Consider the following 20894-nt stretch of genomic DNA (forward strand, 5'->3'; position numbering starts at 1 on the left):
CGAGCGCCGAAAGGTCAGCCGATCGTCTTGCGGACCAATATCGCGGGATCATCTGCGTCGCAGTCGGTTCCGACCACCAGAGCGGTAAGCGCCGGTGCGTCCGGTCCGCTCAACAGGACGAGGACGGCATCGTCGCCGGCGTACCGCACCGCGCGTGAACCGATCGGTGACCGGCCTTCGAAACCGTTCGCGTCCAAGCATTCTCGGAGACGATCGGCTCCACCGAGGAGACCGGGATCAGTGTCGCCGATCATCGCCCGCAGGGTGGAGGGTTCGAACAGGGCCTCGTCTTCCGCTGCCGCGACGGGAACACCGGTCGGGTCGTCGCTACCGAAAGCCGTTTCGCGCACGACCACCACGAGCAACACCGCCACTGCAGCCGCGACCGCGGCACCGGCCACCGCCCACCGGCGACGCCGTGCGATGCGGGACGGTGCGGACCGGACATCGGACCGGTCGTCGGATCGATCCTCCGCGAGCGCGGCACCGATACGCGCGGCGATCTCGGGCGGAATCGATTCCTTCGGTGGAGCGCCGCGCAGGGCCGACAACCGCGCCTGCGTCGCGTCGAGTCGCGCCAGATACACGACGGCCCCGGGATCGCGGCGCACGCGCGGCCACAACCGGGCGGCGAGCTCCTCGTCGAGCACCCCGGCATGCAGATCGGCGAGCAACTCCGCGGAGTACGGCGGGCGCATCTCGGCGGAGTTCGACGGACGCATCTCGTCCTCGTTCATGCGCGACTCTCCTCCGCGGTTCGGCATCCCTCACCAGAGTAAGACGGAGGAGGATCACGATCGGTTCCCCTCGGAGCGAAGGTCGTCGAGAAGAACTGCGAGCCGGCTCCGCGCGCGGGCACAGCGGCTCTTGACCGTTCCCTCCGGAACACCGAGACGTTGCGCCGCCTCCCGGACGGAGAAACCTTCCACATCCACCGCGACGACGGCTGCCCGCTGGTCGGGTGGCAGTGCGAACAGGGCGGATTCGATGTCGAGTGCGATCTCGGTGTCGTGGATGGGATCGCGCGGGGTACGCAGGTCGTGCGAATCGTCCTCGAACAGTGGGACGGTCACGCGGACACGATTGCGGCGGATGCGATCGAGGCACGCGTTGACGACGATCGAATGCAACCAGCTGCGGACCGCGGCGTCCTCCCGGAAACCCGAAGCCCTCCGGTGCGCCGAGAGCAGTGCCTCCTGCAGCGCGTCGGCCGCGTCCTCGTTCGAGTAACTCGTCCGCCGCGCGACCTGCCACAGATGGTCGTGATGTCGTGCCAGCAAGGCGGAGAAGGCATGCCGATCGCCTGCGATGTGTGCTGCGAGCAGCTCGGCATCCGACACTGCTCCATCGGACGCCACCCCGTCCGACACGCTTCCGCCGTCGTCGACACCCCCGTCGGGCACGGCGATTTTTGCGATCCCCCCGAAAATTCGCACGCGCGGATGGTAGCCGATCCGGACGATTCCGCCCGGCTGTCCGCGGTCAGCGTGCGGCTTCGAATTCCACTTCGGAGAGGGAACTCTTGTTGCTTCCGCCGCTCGAGCTCAGATCGGTGATCCACACCAGCACGTGCGAAGTCTGGCCGTCCGCCTCGACCGGGATCGTGGTCTCACCGGAAGCCAGTGTGCCCGAACCGATCACCTGCGTCTGATCGAGCGACGTCGACTCGGACGGTGCGCTGCGCACCTCGACGACCGTGCCCGGCGTGTCGGTGGTGACCTTCACAGCGGACAGTTCCGACGCGTCGGCGAGCGTGAACAGAAGTCCGACACCGTTCTTCAGCGACGGGAACGGATCGAAGTAGGCATCGGTGTTCCACGAGGTGGACGGATCACCGTCGATCGCCTGCGACGCGGTGGCGGGCGAATCGGGTGTGCCCTGAGGCGAGAACACCGACACGGAGGTCGCGGAGACCGGAGCGCTCGCCGCCGGTCGCGGCGGCGCGGCCTCGACCTGCTCGTCGCCCGCCCCCTCCTCGGCGGGTGCCTCGGCAGTGGGAGTCAGACCGAACTCCTGACTCGTCAGCGGAGCATCGTTGGCATCGCCGGCGAGCAGGTTCGCGATCCACCATCCGATGAGCGCGAGCAACAGCACCGTCGTGGCACCGAGCGCGGCCAGGGCGATGAGCATCCGCTGCGAATGTTTCTTCTTCTGTTCCAGCGCTTCGGGATCCGCGAGTGCATGCGTCTCCGCGGCGGCAGCGCGCTGCCCGATCCGCAGTGCCGGGATCATCTCGGTCTTCTGATCGACGACCGACGCCTGGTCGAGGATGTGCTGCACGGTCGCGGCGGTCCGGATACCGCCGTCCTCGGACAGGGCACGCACCGCGACCGCCGAGATCTCGAACGGCACATCGGGACGCAGGACGCGCGGCTCCACCGGCACACCGTCCTTGCGGTCGGGCTCCGGCATTCCGCCGACGGTGGCACCGCTGTGGTGCGGGACGGGAACGCCGCCCGGAGCCGATGGCTCACCGAGCGGCCACCGTCCGGTGATGAGTCCGTACAGGCTCGCGCCGAGACCGCGCACGTCGGACATCGCGTCGGAATCGGAGAAGGTCGCGGGGAAGGCCAGCACGGCGTCACCCGCCACGCTGATGCGGATGCGATCCGGGTGGTCGATCGACAGCGCGCTGCCCGCACGGTGCGACGCCTCGGCGGCGGCCGCGAGCGCGCGGATCGCGCGTGCCGCACCGATCGGCGACGGCTCGGTGGTGGACATCTCCTTCAGCGACCGGCCGGGAGTCCACTCCGAGATGACGATGCCGCCCGAGCTGCCGCGCACCACGTCGAGGACGCGGGCGAGTCCGGGCGAATTGATACGACCGAGGCGCAGGGTGCGCGAGAGCACGGCCTGCGGCGAGTCGGGGCCGGTGCCGTCGGCCGCGCGCTGTTCCGCGTCGACGAAGGTCAGCGCGACCTCGCGATCGAGCTTGACGTCGAGTGCCTGCCAGAAACGCAGACCGCGCGCGCCTCCGTGCGGGGCGAGCAGACGGTAGCGACCACCGGCGACCGAGGCACCGGCGATGAGATCGGGGCCGCGCATCGGACGGCGCGGCTGGGAGGCCGGGCCCGCGACACGCACCGGCGGGAGCTGCGGGGATCCGACGGGGATGACACCCGTGTCGAGGTTCGGATCGCGCGGCGGGCGCTTGCCGTCCTTGTCGGCAGACTTCTGCCGTGCGGCGGCATCGATGGTGGACTTGCCGGCAGCGTGGTCGTCGCTCACCCTCACTCCTTCGTTGTCGACTCGTCCACTTCCGGTGTGCAGACGCGGGTCGCCGCTGGGGGCCGCGAAGAACCGTGGTCGACGGCTCCCGGACCGTACCTGCTGCTGATCAGGGTACGGGAGTTGTCCGTGCGCATTGCTGCGACCGGGCACGTCCCTGATGGCGGGCATGACCTCTGTGATGGCGTCATAAGGTCCGACGCCGTACTCGCCGTAGTCGATACGCGGCAGGATGACGGTTTTCTCGGCATCCGATTCGGCGTAGCGCGGACGCGGGACGGGGGCGGGAGCCGGTGCCTCGTCGGAGGTGGTTCCGGTCTCGGGTTCGGAGGGGGCCTCCTCGACCGGGGCGGTGCCGCGCAGTGCCGCGACCTTCCGTCGCACGGCCGCTTCGATCGCGAGGATCTCGGGCACCTTGAGCAGGTACATCCCGACCAGCGCGACGAGCACCATGAGCACACCGTTGAGCCCGACCCGCACGAGCGAGCCGATGCCCCCGAAGCGGTCGGCAAGGACGTCGAGTTGCAGGAGACGGTCGGTGACGAGCACGACAATCGCCGCGGCGAGCGACGCGAGCACGACGTGCCAGACGGTGCGTCCGACGTTTGCCATCTGCAGGTCGCCGAGTGTGCGGTGCAGCAGATAGCCGCCGATGAACGCTCCGACGGTGAACGCGACGCCCGTGGCCGCGCCGAGGAGCAGCACCACCTGCTCGCCGTTCGCCGCGACGACGGGCGCCAGCGCGGACAGGCCGATCTTGACGGCGGTGATGCCGAGGATGATCCAGGTGGGGGTCCAGGCCTGTTCCCTGGCATAGAACACGCGCAGGTGGATGAGCACCAGCGCGTACGGGATGAGCGTGAACGCCGACCAGCTCACCGCCTGGCCGAGGCGTTCGGCGTTGCTGCCGCCGAAGTTGCCGTAGCCGTACAGCGCGGCGCCGACCTGCGAACCCGCGATCGTCAGGAAGGTGACGATCGGGATGAGCGAGATCATGGTGAGGCGGGTCGCGACGGACAGGTCGTCGACGACGGCCGGGGTGTCGTCCGCGGCGGCGTTGCGACTCAGGCGCGGCATGATCGCGGTGAGCACGGTGACCCCGAGGACGCCGTAGGGCAGCTGCAGCAGCAGCCACGCGTTGTTGTAGATCGCGGGACCTGCCTCGTCGGCGCCTGACGACACACGCGTGGCGAAGACCATCCCGGCCTGGCTGATCAGCACGTACAGCACGATCGCGGCGGCCATGCCACCGAACTGCCGGAGCCGGTCGTCGAGACCCCACAACGGCCTGAGATTGATGCCTTCGCGGCGCAGCGCGGGTACCAGGCACATCGCCTGCGTGATGACGCCGAGCAGCACGCCGATGCCGAGGACGAGCAGTTTCGGATCGCTCATCCGCACCGGATCGAGCGTGATCTCGCCCGGCATCAGGTAGTAGATCACCAGCACGGTGAGCACCACGAGGTTGTTGCACACCGGGGCCCAGGCGCCCGGCTTGAACACCTGCCGGGTGTTGAGGATGCCCGTGAACAGGCCCGACAACCCGTAGAACATGATCGCGGGCAGGAGCAGGTACGACAGCGCTGTGGTCAGCGACGTCGAGACCTTGCCGGACTCGTCGAGGAAGACGTGGGTGGTCAGGACCGGGGCTGCGGCCACCGCGAGAACGGTCGCCGTGCCGAGCAGCACCAGCGCCGCGGTGAACAGTCGCCGGACGAAGGCCTCACCGCCGTCGGGGTCCTCCCGCTCGGCCCGCACCAGCACCGGCACGACGATCGAGGTCAGGACGGCGCCGAGCACCAGCTCGGAGATCATGTTGGGGATCTGGTGCGCCACGGTGAAGGACGACGCGACGCTCGCACCGAGCAGGGTCAGGATGAGCAGCTGCTTGAGGAAGCCGGTGATGCGGCTGACCAGGGTCGCCACGGCGATGGAGCCGGTCGCCGCGAGCAGGCTCTGCGGCCTGCGGCGACCCGCACCGGCACCCGTGACGTCCGGTGAGGCGGTGGGAGAGTCCGACGGTCCCGGGTTCGGGTGTGTCTCCACGTCGTCCCGTGTGGAGTTCCCGGTCATTTCTCATACCCTTCGTCGGCTGGATCCGGCTCTCCCCGGAACCGGTGCAGAAGTCGCCTGCCCGCCAGGAACAGCAGGAGGGCTCCCGCACATCCCGTGACGACGGCGAGGATCTGGCCGTACGCATTGGAACGTACCGTCACCGTCGTCGAGCTGCCGAGAGGCAGGCCGGAGTCGGTGGTGAGTGCGAACTCCAACCGGAGGTTCCGCGAGTCGCTGATCTGAGCCGGCACCGTGAGGGTGCGGCTGCCGCGCGGCGGGAGCTGGGTCGGCCCGATATCGGTGATGTCCACCGTGTCGGGCGCGTCCACCTGCAGCCGCACGGTGATGCCCACGGGCAGGTCGTTGCGCGCGGTGAGCAGCAGCGGACTCTGTTCGGACGTCAGGGTGTACACACCGCCGGTCGAGATGACCGTCACGGCGTCGTAGATGTCGTCGACGGCCTCCCGCACCTCGGAGGCGCGGTGCTCGCCGGTCGCGTAGGCACCGTCGGCGTCGGCACCGCGACGACCGGCCAGGCTCATCGCGCGCAGCAGGTCCTCGCGCAGCGGGGCGGTGAACTGCTGCGGGGTGAGCTGGGCCTGCGGGTCCTCGACCAGCGCCGTCTGGATCGCGTCGAGGCGGCCGATCTGTTCCTCGGCCTCGGACACGACCGCCGCGGAGGCGCCGTCGGTGATCGCCTGCTCGGGATAGACCAGCATCGAGGCCGTCGGGTCGTTCGCGGTGTTCGCGGCCGCGTCGACGAGCGCGGCGAGCGGTCGCGGCGTGGTCAGGCCCGAGCGGACGAGCGTGGAGAGCATCGACAGCACGGAGGCGGCGTCGTCGGGCGATGCCGACCAGTTCTGCGGCGGCGCGAACAGCACCGATCGGCCTGCGGCCGGCAGTGCCGCCCCGGTGACCTCGCTGACCGTCGGCACCATGGCCGGCCAGGCCAGCGCGCCGAGGGCGTCCTGCAGGCGGGCCGTCGAGGAATCGCGGGAGAGGTCGTAGCGCGCCGAGGAGGGGACGAAGGACGGCGTCTGCGGGTCGGTGCCCATCCCGGCCAGTGCCGCGGACGCGGACGAGTCGAACAGGGCGGCGGTGAGGCCGGAGACACCGGAGATCCGGAAGCCGTTGCCGCCCGGTGCGGTGGACGGCGTCGACGACGTGCCCGCGAGCAGGGCGCGTCCGCCCTCGAGGGCGTTGTCGGACACCAGAGCGGTCACCGGGCCGTCGGCGGCGAGCATCGATCCGGTCTTCTCGGTGAGTACGCCGGAGTCGGGCCACATCACGCCCGGAGTGGAGGTGACGCCGAGGATGGAGTCGACGATGGCCGCCGGTGATTCGAGCGCGGAGTCGGTCAGGGACGAGTCGGCGAGGTCGCCGAGCGCGGTCAGGTCGACCTGTGCGAACGGAACGGCCATCGTGCAGGTCGTCGCCGCGAGGGCACGCAACCGCTCGAGCCAGGCGACCGCGGCATCCGTGCCCGAGCCCGGACGCGCATCGCCGGTCGGTTCGTTCGGATCCTCGACGACGAGATAATCGCGTGTCATGTTCGCGACGGTCACGAGCAGGTCCGGGTCCACGGCCAGGCACAGTCCCTCGAGGACGCGGGGTTCGGTGCGGGCGGTGTCCTCGACGGCGCGCAGCAGACCGTCGAGCCTCCCGCCCTCGGTGAGCGAGGCCGCGAGGTCGTCGTCGACCAGGCGTACCGGCTCGGTGCCGGAACCGGCCACGCCGGCGGCGAGCCTCGGCCGATCGGCCAGTGGCCACAGCATCGTGACCGCGGCGGGGCGGGACACGTCGGGCGGTACGGCGGGGAACGCCTTCTCCTCGCGGTCGAGCCGGCCGTCGTCGGACGAGCGGGTCGTGCCCCGCGACCCGCCGTTCCCGGTTTCGGTCTCCTCGGTGACCTCGTCGCTCGCGGGAACCGCGAGCACGGGCAGCAGGAAGCGTGCGTCGTCGAGCCGGGCCGCCCCGCCGTATTCGGGGACCCCGTTGACGTTCACCAGCAGCGGGTAGACGCCGGGAGTGTCGATGTCGAGCGACGGCACGAGATCGGAGCGCAGCGGCAGTTCGAGTTCGAAGTCGGCACGTTCGCCCTGCCCCAGCCGGTCGGCGACCTCCTCGAACTCACCGACCGTGTCGAATCCGGCCTGGTCGAGGGACAGCGAGGTGCGCAGCGCTGCGGAGTCGGAGACCACCGGTGCGCGCTGCAGCCGCACCCAGACGTCCTCGACGTCCCGGTCGCCGATGTTCGCCACCGTGCCGCGGACCGTGACGACGGACTCGCTCGTGAGAGTCACCGTCTGCGGCGTCACCTCGTCGATACTCAACTCGAGGAAGCGCGGCTCGTCGGGGTCGGTCTGGGCTGCGGCCGGATTCGCCGAGGCCGTCGGGAGAAGAGTCGTCGGCAGAAGAGGCGTCACGCCTGCCGTTGTGAGGACGAGTACGAGCACGGCGAGCACCGCGGCGCCCGCCCGGGACACCACCACCGTCATCCGCGTGGGGCCCCCGGTTCGTCGGCATCGGGGAGTCGCGTGTGGTCCATCTCGGCGATGAGCTGATCGGCGATGTCGGCGAGCTTGCGTTCGTCGGCGTACGCCAGGCGGGTCCGCAGTTCGCGCAGCGGCACCCACGCCACCTCGGTGACCTCGACGTCCGCGTCGGAGAGTTCTCCGCCGAGATAACGCAGCAGATAGTGGTGCACGGTCTTGTGGACCCGGCGGCCCTCGGTGACGAACCAGTAATCGATGCTGCCCAGCTCGGCGAGCACCGAACTGCGCACGCCGGTCTCCTCGCGGACCTCGCGCATCGCGGTTTCCTCGGCGGTCTCACCCTGCTCGATGTGGCCCTTCGGCAACGACCACAGCAGGCGTCCCCGCCGGTCGGTGCGGCCGATCAGGGCTGCGCAGAGTTTCTCGGGCGGACCACCGAGTCCGTCGACCACCAGACCTCCCGCGGAAGTCTCGCGGACGGTCCGCATGCGAGGTCCGGGCGAAGCGGACGATCCGGGCGAAGCACCGTGTGCGGTCTTCTTTGCGCCCGCGCCACGCCGCCGCGAGCTGCGGCGGTTACGGTTGGCACGTTCGGCGGGCGACACCTCATAGATAGTAGATGGACCGACGTCGGTCCCGGCTCAACCACACGAACGCGCTGCTCGGTAAGGTGCAAAGACGTGAACTCCCCCACCGCAGACACCGACCGTCGTACCCGGCTGCTCGCCGGAGCCGAGGCCACTCTGCGCGATCTGTCCGACATCCTCGCCCCGCTGGGGGCGCGATTCGCCGAAGCCGGACACGAGCTGTATCTCGTCGGGGGCAGCGTGCGCGACGCGGTGCTCGGTCGCCTCGGCACCGACCTCGACTTCACCACCGATGCGCGTCCGGAGGTCGTGCAGGAGCTGCTGCGCGGATTCGTCGACCACCAGTGGGACACGGGTATCGACTTCGGGACCATCAGTGCGGTGAAGGGACTCGAGCAACTCGAGATCACCACCTTCCGCAGCGACGCCTACGACCGTGTCACGCGTCACCCCATCGTGAAGTACGGCACGAGTCTCGAGGACGATCTCGTGCGCCGCGACTTCACCGTCAACGCGATGGCCGTGCGGATCGGACCGGACGGTGCGGGTGAGTTCGTCGACCCGCTCGGCGGCATGGACTCCCTGCTCGCCGGCGTGCTCGACACCCCGGCGAAGCCCGAGGACTCCTTCCACGACGATCCGCTGCGCATGCTGCGCGCGGCGCGGTTCGTCTCCCAGCTCGGCTTCGCCCTCACCGAGCGCGTGCACACCGCGATCGTCTCGATGGCCGACGAGATCCTGCGGATCAGCGCCGAGCGGGTGCAGGCCGAGCTCGACAAGCTGATCCTCGGCGACTATCCGATCGAGGGCATCGACACGATGGTCGAGACCGGTCTGGCGCAGCGGGTGATCCCCGAGATCCCCGCGATGAAGCTCGAGATCGACGAGCACCACCAGCACAAGGACGTGTACTGGCACTCGCTGACCGTCCTGAAGCAGGCCATCGACCTCGAGGACGGCGATCCCGATCTCGTCCTGCGGTGGGCCGCGCTGCTGCACGACATCGGCAAGCCCGACACCAAACGCAACGAGCCGCAGGGCGGCGTCAGCTTCCACCACCACGAGGTGGTCGGAGCGAAGCTCGTGCGCAAGCGCATGCGCGCCCTCAAGTACTCGAAGCAGATGATCGAGGACGTCAGCCGTCTGGTCTTCCTGCACCTGCGCTTCCACGGCTACGGCAGAGGACAGTGGACGGATTCGGCCGTGCGCCGTTACGTGCACGACGCCGGGCCGCTGCTGCCGAAGCTCCACAAGCTGGTGCGCGCCGATTGCACGACCCGCAACAAGCGTCGGGCCGCCGCGCTGCAGGCCACCTACGACGGTCTCGAGGAACGGATCGAGCGCATCGCCGCCGAGGAGGATCTCGCCAAGGTCCGGCCCGACCTCGACGGCAACGCGATCATGGAACTGCTGGGTATCTCCGCAGGTCCGACGGTCGGCAAGGCGTGGAACTTCCTCAAGGAACTGCGGCTCGACCGCGGCCCGCTCGAGCGCGACGAGGCCGAGGCCGCGCTGCTCGAGTGGTGGGCACAGCAGCAGGAGGCCTGACTCCGAACGTCTGATCTCACATCGTCGTGACGGCGGCGTGAGCCAGATGTCACCGCGTGCTCACCGCGGGTGACGCCACCGCAACACCGCTTCTCCAGCATGGACACCGGCGTAGTCGAGACGGTGTCGAGGAGTTGCGGGATGCAGGACGAGATCACCACGGTGAAATCCACCTGCTCCTACTGCGGTGTGGGATGCGGGATGCTCCTCGACGTCGCCGTCGACCCGGAGACGGGTGACCGACGCGTGGTGAGGGCATACGGAGACAAGGATCACCCGACCAACAGGGGTCGGTTGTGCACGAAGGGCGCGACCAGCGCGGAGATGCTCGCGGCCGGGGGCCGGCTCGATACGGCGTGGATGCGTTCCGAGCGGGCGGCCGAGGTCGCCCCGCTCCCCTTCGACGATGCGATCGCCGAGACCGCGCGGCGCCTGAACGATATCGTCTCGGCCCACGGCTCCGACGCGGTGGCTCTCTACGTCTCGGGACAGATGTCGCTCGAGGCCCAGTATCTCGCGACGAAGCTCGCGAAGGGATACCTGCGCACCTCGCACATGGAATCGAACTCGAGACTGTGCATGGCCGGCGCCGCGACCGGGTACAAGCAGTCGCTCGGATCCGACGGCCCGCCCGGCTCGTACGAGGACTTCGACCGCGCCGACGTCTTCTTCGTGTCGGGTTCCAATATGGCCGACTGCCATCCCATTCTGTTCCTGCGCATGATGGATCGGGTCAAGGCGGGAGCGCGACTGATCGTCGTCGATCCGCGGCGCAGCGCGACCGCCGACAAGGCCGACCTGTTTCTGCAGATCGCGCCGGGCACCGACCTGGCGCTTCTCAACGGTCTGCTGCACCTGATCGTCGAGAACGGACACGTCGACCGCGACTTCGTCGAGAAGCACACCGACGGCTGGGACGCGATGGAGTCCTTCCTCGCCGACTACCCACCGCACGTCGTCGCCGAAGTCACCGGTCTGGCCGAGGCCGACATCCGCACCGCGGCGCAGTGGATCGGCGAGGCCGGGGAGTGGATGAGTTGCTGGACGATGGGTTTGAACCAGAGCACCCACGGCACGTGGAACACCAACGCGATCTGCAATCTGCACCTCGCGACCGGGGCGATCTCCCGCACCGGCAGCGGGCCGTTCTCCCTCACCGGTCAGCCCAACGCGATGGGCGGCCGCGAGATGGGATACATGGGACCGGGTCTGCCCGGTCAGCGCAGTGTCCTCTCCGACGACGACCGCGCGTTCGTCGAAGATCGCTGGTCGCTGCCGCGCGGCACGCTGCGCACCGAGGGCGGCGCCGGCACCGTCGACATGTTCGAGCGCATGGCCGCCGGAGAGATCAAGGCGTGCTGGATCATCTGCACCAATCCCGTAGCGTCGATCGCGAATCGGAGCACCGTTCTCGAGGCACTCGGGAAGGCCGAGCTGGTGATCGTGCAGGACGTCTATCGCGAGACCGAAACTGCTTCGTACGCAGACGTTCTCCTACCCGCAGCTCTGTGGGCCGAATCCGAGTATGTCACCGTCGGATCCGACCGCACCGTCAATCTTCTACAGCAGGCCGTCGAACCCGTCGGTGAGTCGCTGCCCGACTGGGAGATCATCGCGCGGGTCGCTCAGGAAATGGGTTTCGGCGACGCCTTCGACTATTCGAGTGCCGAGGAAATCTTCGAGGAGATCACCGGATTCGCGAATCCGCAGACCGGCTACGACCTGCGCGGCATGACCTACGACCGACTGCGGGAAGGGCCCGTGCAATGGCCGTGCCCGCCGGAGTCGGCCGCGACACGGCACCCCGTCCGCTATCTCAACGACGGGACGAGCCGGACCCCGGTGGTGCGCGAGGACGGTTCCCGTCCGCGACTGGCGTTCGCGACCCCCGACGGCCGCGCTCGTTTCTTCCCTCGCCCGCACATGCCCGCCGCGGAAATGCCGGACGACGACCACCCCTTCGTCCTGAACACCGGACGCGTCCCGCACCAGTGGCACACCCTCACCAAGACCGGGAAGGTCGAGAAGCTCACCAAACTGAATCCCGGACCGTTCGTCGAGATCAATCCCGATGATGCACAGCGACTGTCGATCGTCGACGGCGACCGGGTCGAGATCGCATCGCGGCGCGGCCGGGCCGTGCTGCCGGCCGTCGTCACCGACCGGGTGCTGCCCGGGAACTGTTTCGCGCCCTTCCACTGGAACGACCTCTTCGGCGACGATCTCGCCATCAACGCCGTGACGAACGACGCCGTCGACCCGGCATCCCTGCAGCCCGAGTTCAAGGTCTGCGCCGTGTCGGTGGAGAAGGTCGCGGGTGCGGTCGAACCGGTGCTCGAGAGCGGTTCGGTGCTCGACCGTCTCGAGTCTGCGCTGGGACTCGGGACGATTCCCGCACCCACCTTCGACGACGCCGAACGAGGTTATCTCGCAGGTCTTCTCGCCGGACTCAGGACGGCGGAGATCACTGCCGCGCCGACCCTTCCGCCGACCGCGCCGTTCCCGGCCGACAAGCGGGTATGGGTCGACGGACTGCTCGCCGGGATGTACGCGCACTCGGCCCCGGTTCCCGACGCGACGCCCACCGAGGCGGTGCCGGACGGGCCGGTTGTCGTGGTGGCCTGGGCGTCGCAGACGGGCAACGCCGAATCCTTCGCGGCGAATTGCGCACAACGGCTCCGCGATGCCGGTCGGGCCGTGCGGCTGAGGGGGCTGAACGAACTCGACGTCGCCGCGCTGGCCGACATCGACGACCTCGTGGTCGTCACGAGCACCTTTGGCGACGGCGACCCACCCGACAACGGCGGGTCGTTCTGGCGGTCGCTCGCGGCGGACACCGCGCCCGAACTGAGCGGAACGCGTTATTCAGTAATGGCTTTCGGCGATTCGAGCTACGACGATTTCTGCGGCTTCGGGCGCCGTGTCGATGACCGTCTGAGCGCTCTCGGCGCGACCCGCCTGGCCGAGCGCGTCGACTGCGAACCCGGAGAGGACGAGCGCGCGCAGAACTGGCTCGACGCCCTCGTACAGCTGCTGGGAGGCTCGACGACCCCGGTCGCATCGGCTGCTCCCGCGGCCCCTGCCTATACCCGCAACTCGCCGCTCGTCACCCGGATCACCCGCAACATTGCACTGAGCGGTGCGGGTTCGGCGAAGGACGTGCGTCAGTTCGGATTCGAGATCTTCGATCCAGCATTCGAATACGAGGCCGGCGACGCACTCGGGGTGATGCCGACGAACGGCCCGGAGGCCGTCGACGAATGGCTGCAGGTCACCGCCCTCGACCCGGAGACCGCCGTCGAACTCGGCGACCGTCCTACCGTGCCGCTGCGCGAGGCCGCGACCCGTCACCTCGACATCACCCGGGTGACACCGGAACTGCTCCGGTTCGTGCAGAAGCAGAGCGGCAGTGCCGAACTCGCGAAACTGCTGCGACCGGGCAACAAGATCGAGCTGCAGCAGTGGCTGTACGGGCGGCAGGCGATGGACGTCATCGCCGAGTACCCGTTCAAGGCGCCCTGGGACGAATGGAAGGACCTCCTCGGCCGTCTGCGTCCGCGCCTGTACTCGATCTCGTCGAGCCCGAAGACGAACCCGCGCGAGGTACAACTGACGGTGTCGGTGGTGCGCTACGAATTCGAGGGTCGATCCCGGGCGGGCGTGTGCTCGTCGTTCCTCGCGGATCACAGCAAGGGTGTGGACATCCCGATCTTCGTGCAGCGCAACGAGCACTTCCGGCCACCGGCACCCGAGACCGACATGATCATGGTCGGTCCCGGTACGGGCATCGCACCGTTCCGCGGTTTCCTCCACGACCGTCGCGAGGCCGGGCACACGGGCCGCAACTGGTTGTTCTTCGGCGACCAGCGATCCGAGGCCGACTATCTCTACCGCGACGAGATCGAGTCGATGCACGCCGACGGTTTCCTCACCGAGCTGGGACTGGCCTTCTCCCGCGACCAGCGGCAGAAGATCTACGTGCAGGACCGGATGCGCGAGCATGGCGCGCAGGTGTGGAAGTGGCTGCAGAACGGTGCCCACTTCTACGTGTGCGGCGACGCCGGACGTATGGCGAAGGATGTCGACGCGGCCCTGCGCGAGGTGGTGCAGGCGCACGGACGGCTCGACCGGGACGCCGCCGCGGCGTACGTCGAGCAGATGGCCGCCGACAAGCGGTACGTCCGCGATGTCTACTGATCTGTTTGTCGGTCCGCAGATGCGGGTATAACGTAGGGTTCATGACGCATCTGCGGAGATACCCGTGACCTCCCTCCGGATCCGCGACGCCGCGTCGTTGCTGGGGGTCAGCGACGACACGGTCCGTCGCTGGATCGACCAGGGGCTGCTGCGCGCCGGCAAGGATTCCGCCGGACGCAAGACAGTCGACGGTCGCGAGCTGGCGGAGTTCGCCCGCGCTCAGGCCGATGCCGGTCCCGATCCGCTCGGGGTGGGCAGCTCCGCTCGCAATCGCTTCGTCGGGCTGGTTACGCGCGTCGTCTCCGACACCGTCATGTCGCAGGTGGAGATGCAGTGCGGTCCGCACCGCATCGTCTCGCTCATGAGCACCGAGGCCGTGAACGAACTCGGTCTCGAGCCGGGCAGCATCGGGGTGGCCGTCGTCAAGGCGACCACTGTCATCGTCGAGACACCCGGAGGGGACGGATGAGGCGCCGGGCGCTCGCCGCGTTCGCTGCCGGTCTCACCGCTGCGGCACTGACGTCGTGCGGCACCGGCGGTGGCTCGGATGTCCTCACCGTTTATGCGGCGGCCTCGCTCCGGGCGCCGTTCACCGAGATCGCCGAACGATTCGAGGAGGCGAACCCCGGAGTGTCGGTGGAATTCTCGTTCGCCGGCTCGTCCGATCTCGAGACCCAACTCGAGCAGGGGGCACCCGCCGACGTCTTCGCCTCCGCCGACACCCGGACGATGGACGCCGCCGTCGCGGCCGGGCTCGTTGCCGGTGAGCCGATCCCGTTCGCGACCAACATGCTCACGATCGTCACCGAACCGGGGAACCCGAAGAACGTCACCTCGTTCGACGATCTCACCGGCGACGGTCTCTCGGTGGTCGTGTGTGCGCCCCAAGTGCCGTGCGGGGCGGCGACCGAGCGACTCGAGGAGACCGGCGGTGTCGAGCTCGCGCCGGTGTCGGAGGAGTCGTCGGTGACCGACGTGCTCGGCAAGGTCACTTCCGGTCAGGCCGACGCCGGTCTGGTCTACGTCACGGACGCGAGGGGGGCCGGCGAGAAGGTCACCGTTGTCCCCGTCCCGGAAGCTGCGGAGATCGTCAACATCTATCCCGTTGCACCACTTTCGAATTCCCGAAATCCCGGTCGCGCCGACGCCTTCGTGCGCTTCGTCACCGGCACGGGCGGTCGTGCCGTCCTGGCCGACGCAGGATTCGGTGCACCGTGACCGCGACGGGACTGCCCCGGTGGTTGTTCGTTCCCGCGGCACTCGGGTTGCTGTTCGTCGTCGTGCCCCTGGTGTCGATGCTGCTCACCGTGGACTGGACGACCTTCCCCGCGCTGGTGACATCCCCGGCGTCCCTCGACGCGCTCGTCCTGAGCCTGCGCACCTCCGCGGCCGCCACGATCCTGTGCATCCTGCTCGGCGTGCCTCTCGCAATGGTGCTGGCGCGCAGTAGCTTCCGGTGGATATCGGTGATCCGCGGGTTCGTCCTGCTGCCGCTCGTGCTGCCCCCGGTCGTGGGCGGTATCGCCCTGCTCTACACCTTCGGTCGTCGCGGACTGATCGGTGAGCACCTCGATGCGCTCGGGATCCACATCGCCTTCACCACCACCGCGGTCGTGCTCGCGCAGACCTTCGTCGCACTGCCCTTCCTCGTCACGAGTCTCGAAGGTGCGCTGCGCAGTGCGGGTTCACGCTACGAGGACGTCGCGGCCACACTCGGTGCGCGTCCCACGACGGTCTTCCGGCGCATCACCCTGCCCCTCGTGCTGCCCGGCCTGGTCTCCGGTTCGGTACTCGCATTCGCCCGCGCACTGGGCGAATTCGGCGCGACCCTCACCTTCGCCGGCAGCCTCCAGGGTGTGACGCGCACGCTGCCGCTCGAGATCTATCTGCAGCGGGAAACCGATCCCGATGCCGCCGTCGCGCTGTCGCTCGTGTTGATCCTGGTGGCCGTCGTGATCGTCGTGGCCGTGTACTCGCGGCGGAAGGACCGCCCGCTGTGAGCCTGACGGTGCGGGCCCGGGTCGCCGCACGCGATGTCGACGTCGACCTCGAGGTCGCGCAGGGTGAGATCGTCGCGGTGCTCGGCCCCAACGGAGCCGGCAAGTCGACGCTGCTGGGAGTGGTCTCCGGTCTGCTGCGTCCCGATGCGGGTCGCGTGGAACTCGACGGTCGCGTCCTCACCGATACCGCGACCGGCGTCGCCGTCGCTCCGCACGACCGGTCGGTGGTGCTGCTCGCCCAGCAGGCGCTGCTCTTCCCGCACCTGACGGTCGCGGACAACGTCGAGTTCGCACCGCGCAGTGCGGGTGCGGGTCGGCGTGAGGCCCGTGTGCGCGCCGAGAGGTGGCTGCAGGAGGTCGATGCCGCAGCACTCGCCGATCGTCGTCCGCACGAGTTATCGGGGGGGCAGGCGCAACGGGTCGCACTCGCACGTGCCCTCGCGGCCGAACCGCACCTGCTGTTGCTCGACGAGCCGATGGCCGCGCTCGACGTCACCGCGACACCGGTGTTGCGGTCGTTGCTGCGACGCGTCCTGCGCGACAGTGGACGCACGGGCCTGCTCGTCACCCACGACCCGCTCGACGTGCTCGCCCTCGCCGATCGGGTGATCGTGATCGAGGCCGGGCGGGTCGTCGAGGACGGGCCGGTACGCCGGGTGCTGACGCGACCGCGCAGTGCCTTCGCCGCCCGCATCGCGGGGAGCAATCTCGTCACCGGCATCGTGCGAGCTGAGGCGCTGGAATCCGCGGACGGTCTCGTCCACGGCCGCGTCCACGACGACTGCGTCCCGGGTACGGCCGCCGTCGCCGTCTTCGCGCCGTCGGCGGTCGCCGTCTACACCGAGGCCCCGCACGGGAGCCCGCGCAACGCCCTGAGGGTGAGGATCGCGGAACTCGAGGCGCAGGGTTCGTCGGTGCTCGTGCGATCGGATACGGGTATCGCCGCGGAGATCACGACGGCGGCACTCGCCGACCTCGACGTCCATCCGGGCGACTCCGTATGGTTCGTCGTCAAGGCCACGGAGGTGGGGATCCATCCGGCCGCGCTGAGCGCGTGATCGCTACTGCCGCGTGCGGCGCACGACGAACACGGCGACGAGCCCGATCAGGTAGACGACCCCACCTGCGACGGCCAGCTCGGGTGTGCGCCCGTCGGGGTCGATGACGAAGGCCGCCACGACGATCGCGCCGAGGAAGGCGATGTTGAAGACGGTGTCCTGCAGCGCGAAGACCTGACCTCGGCGCGCGTCGTCGATATCGATCTGCATCGCGGCGTCGCCGGTGAGTTTGATGGTCTGACCGGCGAGGCCGAGCAGGAAGGCCGCGACGAGCAACGGTCCGGCCGACACGGTGGTGACGAACGCGAACTGCACGATCGCGGCGGCGATCAACCCGACTGTGACGGTGCGCGGCCGGCCCAGCCGCGGGATCAGGATCGGTGCGAGCACCGCTGCGAGGAGCATGCCGGTGCCGGTGCAGGCGACCGCGACACCGAATCCGGAGAATCCCGCGAGCAGGTCGGAGCCATTCTCCTCGGCACGCAGGACGAGCACCATGATGAGCGTGTCGATGCCGAACACGATGCGGTGCGCGCCGATTCCGAGCATCGCGATCGTCACGCCAGGAGCTTCGAGGACGGCCCCTGCACCGGTCCGCAGACCTGACAGGACGGTGGGGATCACGGCCCGGGGACGTATTCCCTCGGGGCCGAGGGCATTCGCGGCGAATCCCGCTGCGGCGACCGCACCGACGAGCGAACCGCTCACTCCGAGGAGGACGGCCGTCCCGGAGCCAGTGTCGCCCGCGCCCAAGAATCCTATGGTCGCGACCGCCGTGGCGGCCCCGACCGCCGAGACACCCGAACCGACCGTTGCCAGAACGGAATTGACCGGGACGAGCCACGACTGGGCGACCACGTGTGGGAGCGAGGCCGAGACGCCCGCCAGGACGAATCTGCTCACACCGATGGCGGCGAGCGCGAGCAGCATGAGTGGGGTCTGCGGTCCCCCGAGGAGCAACACGGCCGCCGCTGCCGCGATGAACACTCCGCGGAGCAGGTTGGCCCAGACGAGGACGAGGCGCCGGTCCCACCGGTCGAGCAGGGCGCCGGCGAACGGACCGATCACCGAGTACGGCAACAGCAGCACCGCGAAGCCTGCCGCGATCGTCACCGGGTCGGTGTGACGTTCGGGGTTGAACAGGATCGCCCCGCCGAGTGCGGCCTGGAACAGTCCGTCACCGAACTGGCTCGCGAACCGCACTCCGGTCAGTCGTACGAGACCAGGCGAGTTCCGCAGGGCGGTTGCGGTCGATCGCCACGCCCGCTGCCTGGACTGCTGCCCGGAGTCTCGCACAAGCACGACACTATCGGCTCCGCCACCATTCGACGGTGCGGGCGGCCGCCTCGTCGAGCGGGGTGGGCGACAGGCCGAGTACCTGTTCGGTGCGGGTCGAGTCCATGACGAACGGGGCATCGAACTGGTAGAGCATCTCGGCGAGTTCCTTCATGTCCCGGTTCACGTGGCCGCCGGCCCGCACCAGCCAGGACGGGATCGTCCCCACCGCGGGCGCGGGCACGCCGGCCGTCCGCGTGAAGGCGGTGGCGATCTCGCGCTGTGCCACGGCCGGTCCGGTGGGTGCGTGGATCACGGTGTTCCACACGGTCGGCTCCCCCGCTGCCGCGATCATCGCCGCGGCCAGGTCGGGAACGTAGGTGAACGAATGCGGGACGTCGGCCGAGCCGAGCACCCGCACCTTCTTCCCGGCGAGCACGGTGGGCACCATGCGTGCGCCGGCCATCGCGTTCAGTACCCGCGGACCGAAGAAGTCCGACGCGACCACGCTCACCGTCGGTGCGCGATGCGCTGCCCGGGCGGCGAGGAGCTGCCGTCGGACACCGCGCTTGCCGGTGTCGGCCTCGCGGGGCGAGTCCTCGGTCATGACCCGGTCGGGTTCGCTGTACGAGTAGAGGCTCTCGGGGAAGACGACGACCGTCTTCTCCGACAGGTTCGCGGCGGCGTCGAGAACGACCCGCTCGGCGACGGGGAGTTCGCGTGCCCACACGTCGGCGCGGTAGGCCGACCCGTGGACGCACATGTACACCGCGTCGGCAACAAGTCCGTCTTCGTCGACGAGTGCTGCGGCCGCGGCCTCGGGATCCGTGACGTCGACACGCAGGCGTTCGATGCCCGCGCCTTCCGGTCCACTGCCCGATCGGGTGAGAACGCGCACGCGATGTCCTTGTGCGGCAATCTGTTCGGCGACGGTCCAGCCGACGGGTCCGGCTCCTGCGACCACCTGGAGATGCGACATGATTCCTCGCTTCGGAAAAGTGTGAGCACTGCTCTCTGATGCCGTCGACGATCCTCCGTGCAGCCGTGCTTGTCAAGAGCAGTGCTCTCATTTGTTGACGGTGCTCTCTATTCGACGGCAGAATGGTCCGGTGACGACACCACGGGCGCGCGCACGCGCACAGACGATGGCCGACATCCTCCGGATCGGCCGCGAGCATCTCGGCACCCACGGAGCGGCGGCGCTGTCGCTGCGTGCCGTCGCCCGAGACCTGGGCGTCGTCTCCTCCGCCGTCTACCGCTACGTCTCGAGCCGCGACGAGCTGCTCACCCTGCTCGTCGTCGACGCCTACGACGAACTCGGCGACAGTGTCGACCGTGCCGTCGACGCAGTCGACCCCTCCGATCACCGCGAACGGTTTCTCACCCTCGGCCGGGCGGTGCGCTCGTGGGCGCTGGCCGAACCGGCCCGCTACGGGTTGCTGTTCGGCAGTCCGGTGCCCGGTTACGCTGCCCCGGCCGAGCGCACCACCGCACCCGGTATCCGCGTGGTCCTGCGACTGGCCCGGATCGTGGACGAGGCCCACGCCGCGGGTGTATTGGACGACACGGCCGCTGCCCCACCTCCGGAGAGCCTGGGGGAACCGCTGGGCCGGATCCGGGACGAGTTCTCCCTCACGGCCCCGGATTCCGTACTGGCACGCGGTCTCTGGGTGTGGCCGTCGTTGTTCGGGTCCGTGAGCTTCGAGGTCTTCGGGCAGTACGGCCCCGACACTTTTCCGGACCGCGAGGTCCTGTTCGAACATCATCTCGCCCTGTTGGCACAGACCGTCGGGTTCCACCCCACGCGCCGGTGACGGCGGTGACAGAATGGCTGACGTGGCGCAGCATCAGGACGAACCCGAGGACCGCACCGCACCCTCGACACCCAGGGTGCGGGCCGGCAGCCTGCTCGTCTCCGCCACCGATCTCACCGAGCCGACCTTCCGCCGCACCGTCGTCTACATCATCGAGCACACCGATGCCGGCAGCTTCGGTGTCGTCCTGAACCGCATCAGCGACACCTCCGTCGACGCCATGCTGCCGCAATGGTCGTGGCTCGCCGCCGAACCGAAGACCCTGTTCGTAGGCGGTCCCGTCCACCGCAGTTCGGCGCTGTGCCTCGGCACGCTGCGGGTGGGGGCCGACATCACCGACGTCCCCGGCATCCGCCACGTCGACGGCCGAGTGGTGATGATCGACCTCGATGTCGACCCCGGGCACATCGCCCACTACGTCGAGGGTGTGCGGATCTTCGCGGGATACGCGGGGTGGAGCGCAGGTCAGCTCGACGGCGAACTACGCAACGACGACTGGATGGTGGTCTCGGCACTGCCCACCGATGTGCTCGCCCCCGCGCACCTCGACGTGTGGGCGAGGGTGCTGCGCCGGCAGCCGCTGCCGATGGCGTTGCTCGCGACGCACCCCATCGAGGTCGAGCGCAACTGAGCCCCC

Annotated in this window: 15 protein-coding genes; 8 read left to right on the top strand and 7 right to left on the bottom strand. The window is 69.1% G+C overall.

From position 1 onward, the window contains the following. Positions 1-14: 14 nt before the first annotated feature. From BLV31_RS02530 to BLV31_RS02550, 5 genes are all read right to left on the bottom strand, one after another. Positions 15-737: an RsmA family anti-sigma factor gene (locus BLV31_RS02530; protein ID WP_064061468.1), complete on the bottom strand. Its 723-nt coding sequence runs from the start codon at positions 735-737 to the stop codon at positions 15-17. Positions 738-791: 54 nt separating this feature from the next. Then, a complete protein-coding gene (sigM, locus tag BLV31_RS02535) occupies positions 792-1340 on the bottom strand; it encodes an RNA polymerase sigma factor SigM (protein WP_033098127.1) in 549 nt (182 codons plus the stop codon). Between the two features lie 142 nt (positions 1341-1482). Next, positions 1483-5301, bottom strand: a complete 3819-nt coding sequence (gene murJ / locus BLV31_RS02540) for a murein biosynthesis integral membrane protein MurJ (RefSeq protein WP_064061423.1) — start codon at positions 5299-5301, stop codon at positions 1483-1485. Further along, on the bottom strand, positions 5298-7781 hold the full coding sequence (locus BLV31_RS02545; protein WP_033098069.1) for a DUF6049 family protein: 2484 nt from the start codon (positions 7779-7781) through the stop codon (positions 5298-5300). Before BLV31_RS02545 ends, murJ begins: the two co-directional genes overlap by 4 nt. After that, entirely contained in the window at positions 7778-8383 is a 606-nt protein-coding gene (locus tag BLV31_RS02550) for an NUDIX hydrolase (RefSeq protein WP_033098068.1), read from the bottom strand. Before BLV31_RS02550 ends, BLV31_RS02545 begins: the two co-directional genes overlap by 4 nt. Before the next feature lie 75 nt (positions 8384-8458). On the opposite strand from BLV31_RS02550, the gene BLV31_RS02555 reads away from it, so the two are divergent. The 6 genes from BLV31_RS02555 to BLV31_RS02580 all read left to right on the top strand — a co-directional run bounded on the left by BLV31_RS02555 (position 8459) and on the right by BLV31_RS02580 (position 17168). Next, positions 8459-9913 (top strand): CCA tRNA nucleotidyltransferase, encoded by a 1455-nt coding sequence (locus BLV31_RS02555; protein ID WP_006550891.1) that lies wholly within the window; start codon positions 8459-8461, stop codon positions 9911-9913. 141 nt (positions 9914-10054) lie between these two features. Then, the gene (locus BLV31_RS02560) at positions 10055-14110 is read left to right on the top strand and encodes a bifunctional nitrate reductase/sulfite reductase flavoprotein subunit alpha (protein ID WP_064062046.1); all 4056 of its coding nucleotides are present in this window, start codon (positions 10055-10057) and stop codon (positions 14108-14110) included. Between the two features lie 64 nt (positions 14111-14174). Then, positions 14175-14579 (top strand): TOBE domain-containing protein, encoded by a 405-nt coding sequence (locus tag BLV31_RS02565; RefSeq protein WP_019290487.1) that lies wholly within the window; start codon positions 14175-14177, stop codon positions 14577-14579. Then, positions 14576-15328, top strand: coding sequence for a molybdate ABC transporter substrate-binding protein (gene modA / locus BLV31_RS02570; protein ID WP_064062045.1), 753 nt, complete (start codon positions 14576-14578; stop codon positions 15326-15328). The genes BLV31_RS02565 and modA overlap by 4 nt, the downstream gene beginning before the upstream one ends. Continuing rightward, entirely contained in the window at positions 15325-16110 is a 786-nt protein-coding gene (locus BLV31_RS02575) for an ABC transporter permease (protein WP_006550886.1), read from the top strand. Before modA ends, BLV31_RS02575 begins: the two co-directional genes overlap by 4 nt. Next, a complete protein-coding gene (locus BLV31_RS02580) occupies positions 16107-17168 on the top strand; it encodes a sulfate/molybdate ABC transporter ATP-binding protein (protein ID WP_064062044.1) in 1062 nt (353 codons plus the stop codon). The genes BLV31_RS02575 and BLV31_RS02580 overlap by 4 nt, the downstream gene beginning before the upstream one ends. A gap of 3 nt (positions 17169-17171) precedes the next feature. On the opposite strand, the gene BLV31_RS02585 is transcribed toward BLV31_RS02580, so the two are convergent. Together BLV31_RS02585 and BLV31_RS02590 are read right to left on the bottom strand one after the other, a co-directional pair. Further along, positions 17172-18464, bottom strand: coding sequence for an MFS transporter (locus BLV31_RS02585; RefSeq protein ID WP_072740464.1), 1293 nt, complete (start codon positions 18462-18464; stop codon positions 17172-17174). Positions 18465-18474: 10 nt separating this feature from the next. Then, positions 18475-19422, bottom strand: a complete 948-nt coding sequence (locus tag BLV31_RS02590; protein ID WP_064062147.1) for an NAD-dependent epimerase/dehydratase family protein — start codon at positions 19420-19422, stop codon at positions 18475-18477. Between the two features lie 166 nt (positions 19423-19588). On the opposite strand from BLV31_RS02590, the gene BLV31_RS02595 reads away from it, so the two are divergent. After that, entirely contained in the window at positions 19589-20257 is a 669-nt protein-coding gene (locus tag BLV31_RS02595; protein WP_019290493.1) for a TetR/AcrR family transcriptional regulator, read from the top strand. Positions 20258-20270: 13 nt separating this feature from the next. Next, positions 20271-20888 (top strand): YqgE/AlgH family protein, encoded by a 618-nt coding sequence (locus BLV31_RS02600; RefSeq protein WP_019290494.1) that lies wholly within the window; start codon positions 20271-20273, stop codon positions 20886-20888. Positions 20889-20894 lie beyond the last annotated feature (6 nt).

This window comes from Rhodococcus pyridinivorans (assembly GCF_900105195.1).
In the GTDB taxonomy this organism is placed as follows: domain Bacteria; phylum Actinomycetota; class Actinomycetes; order Mycobacteriales; family Mycobacteriaceae; genus Rhodococcus; species Rhodococcus pyridinivorans.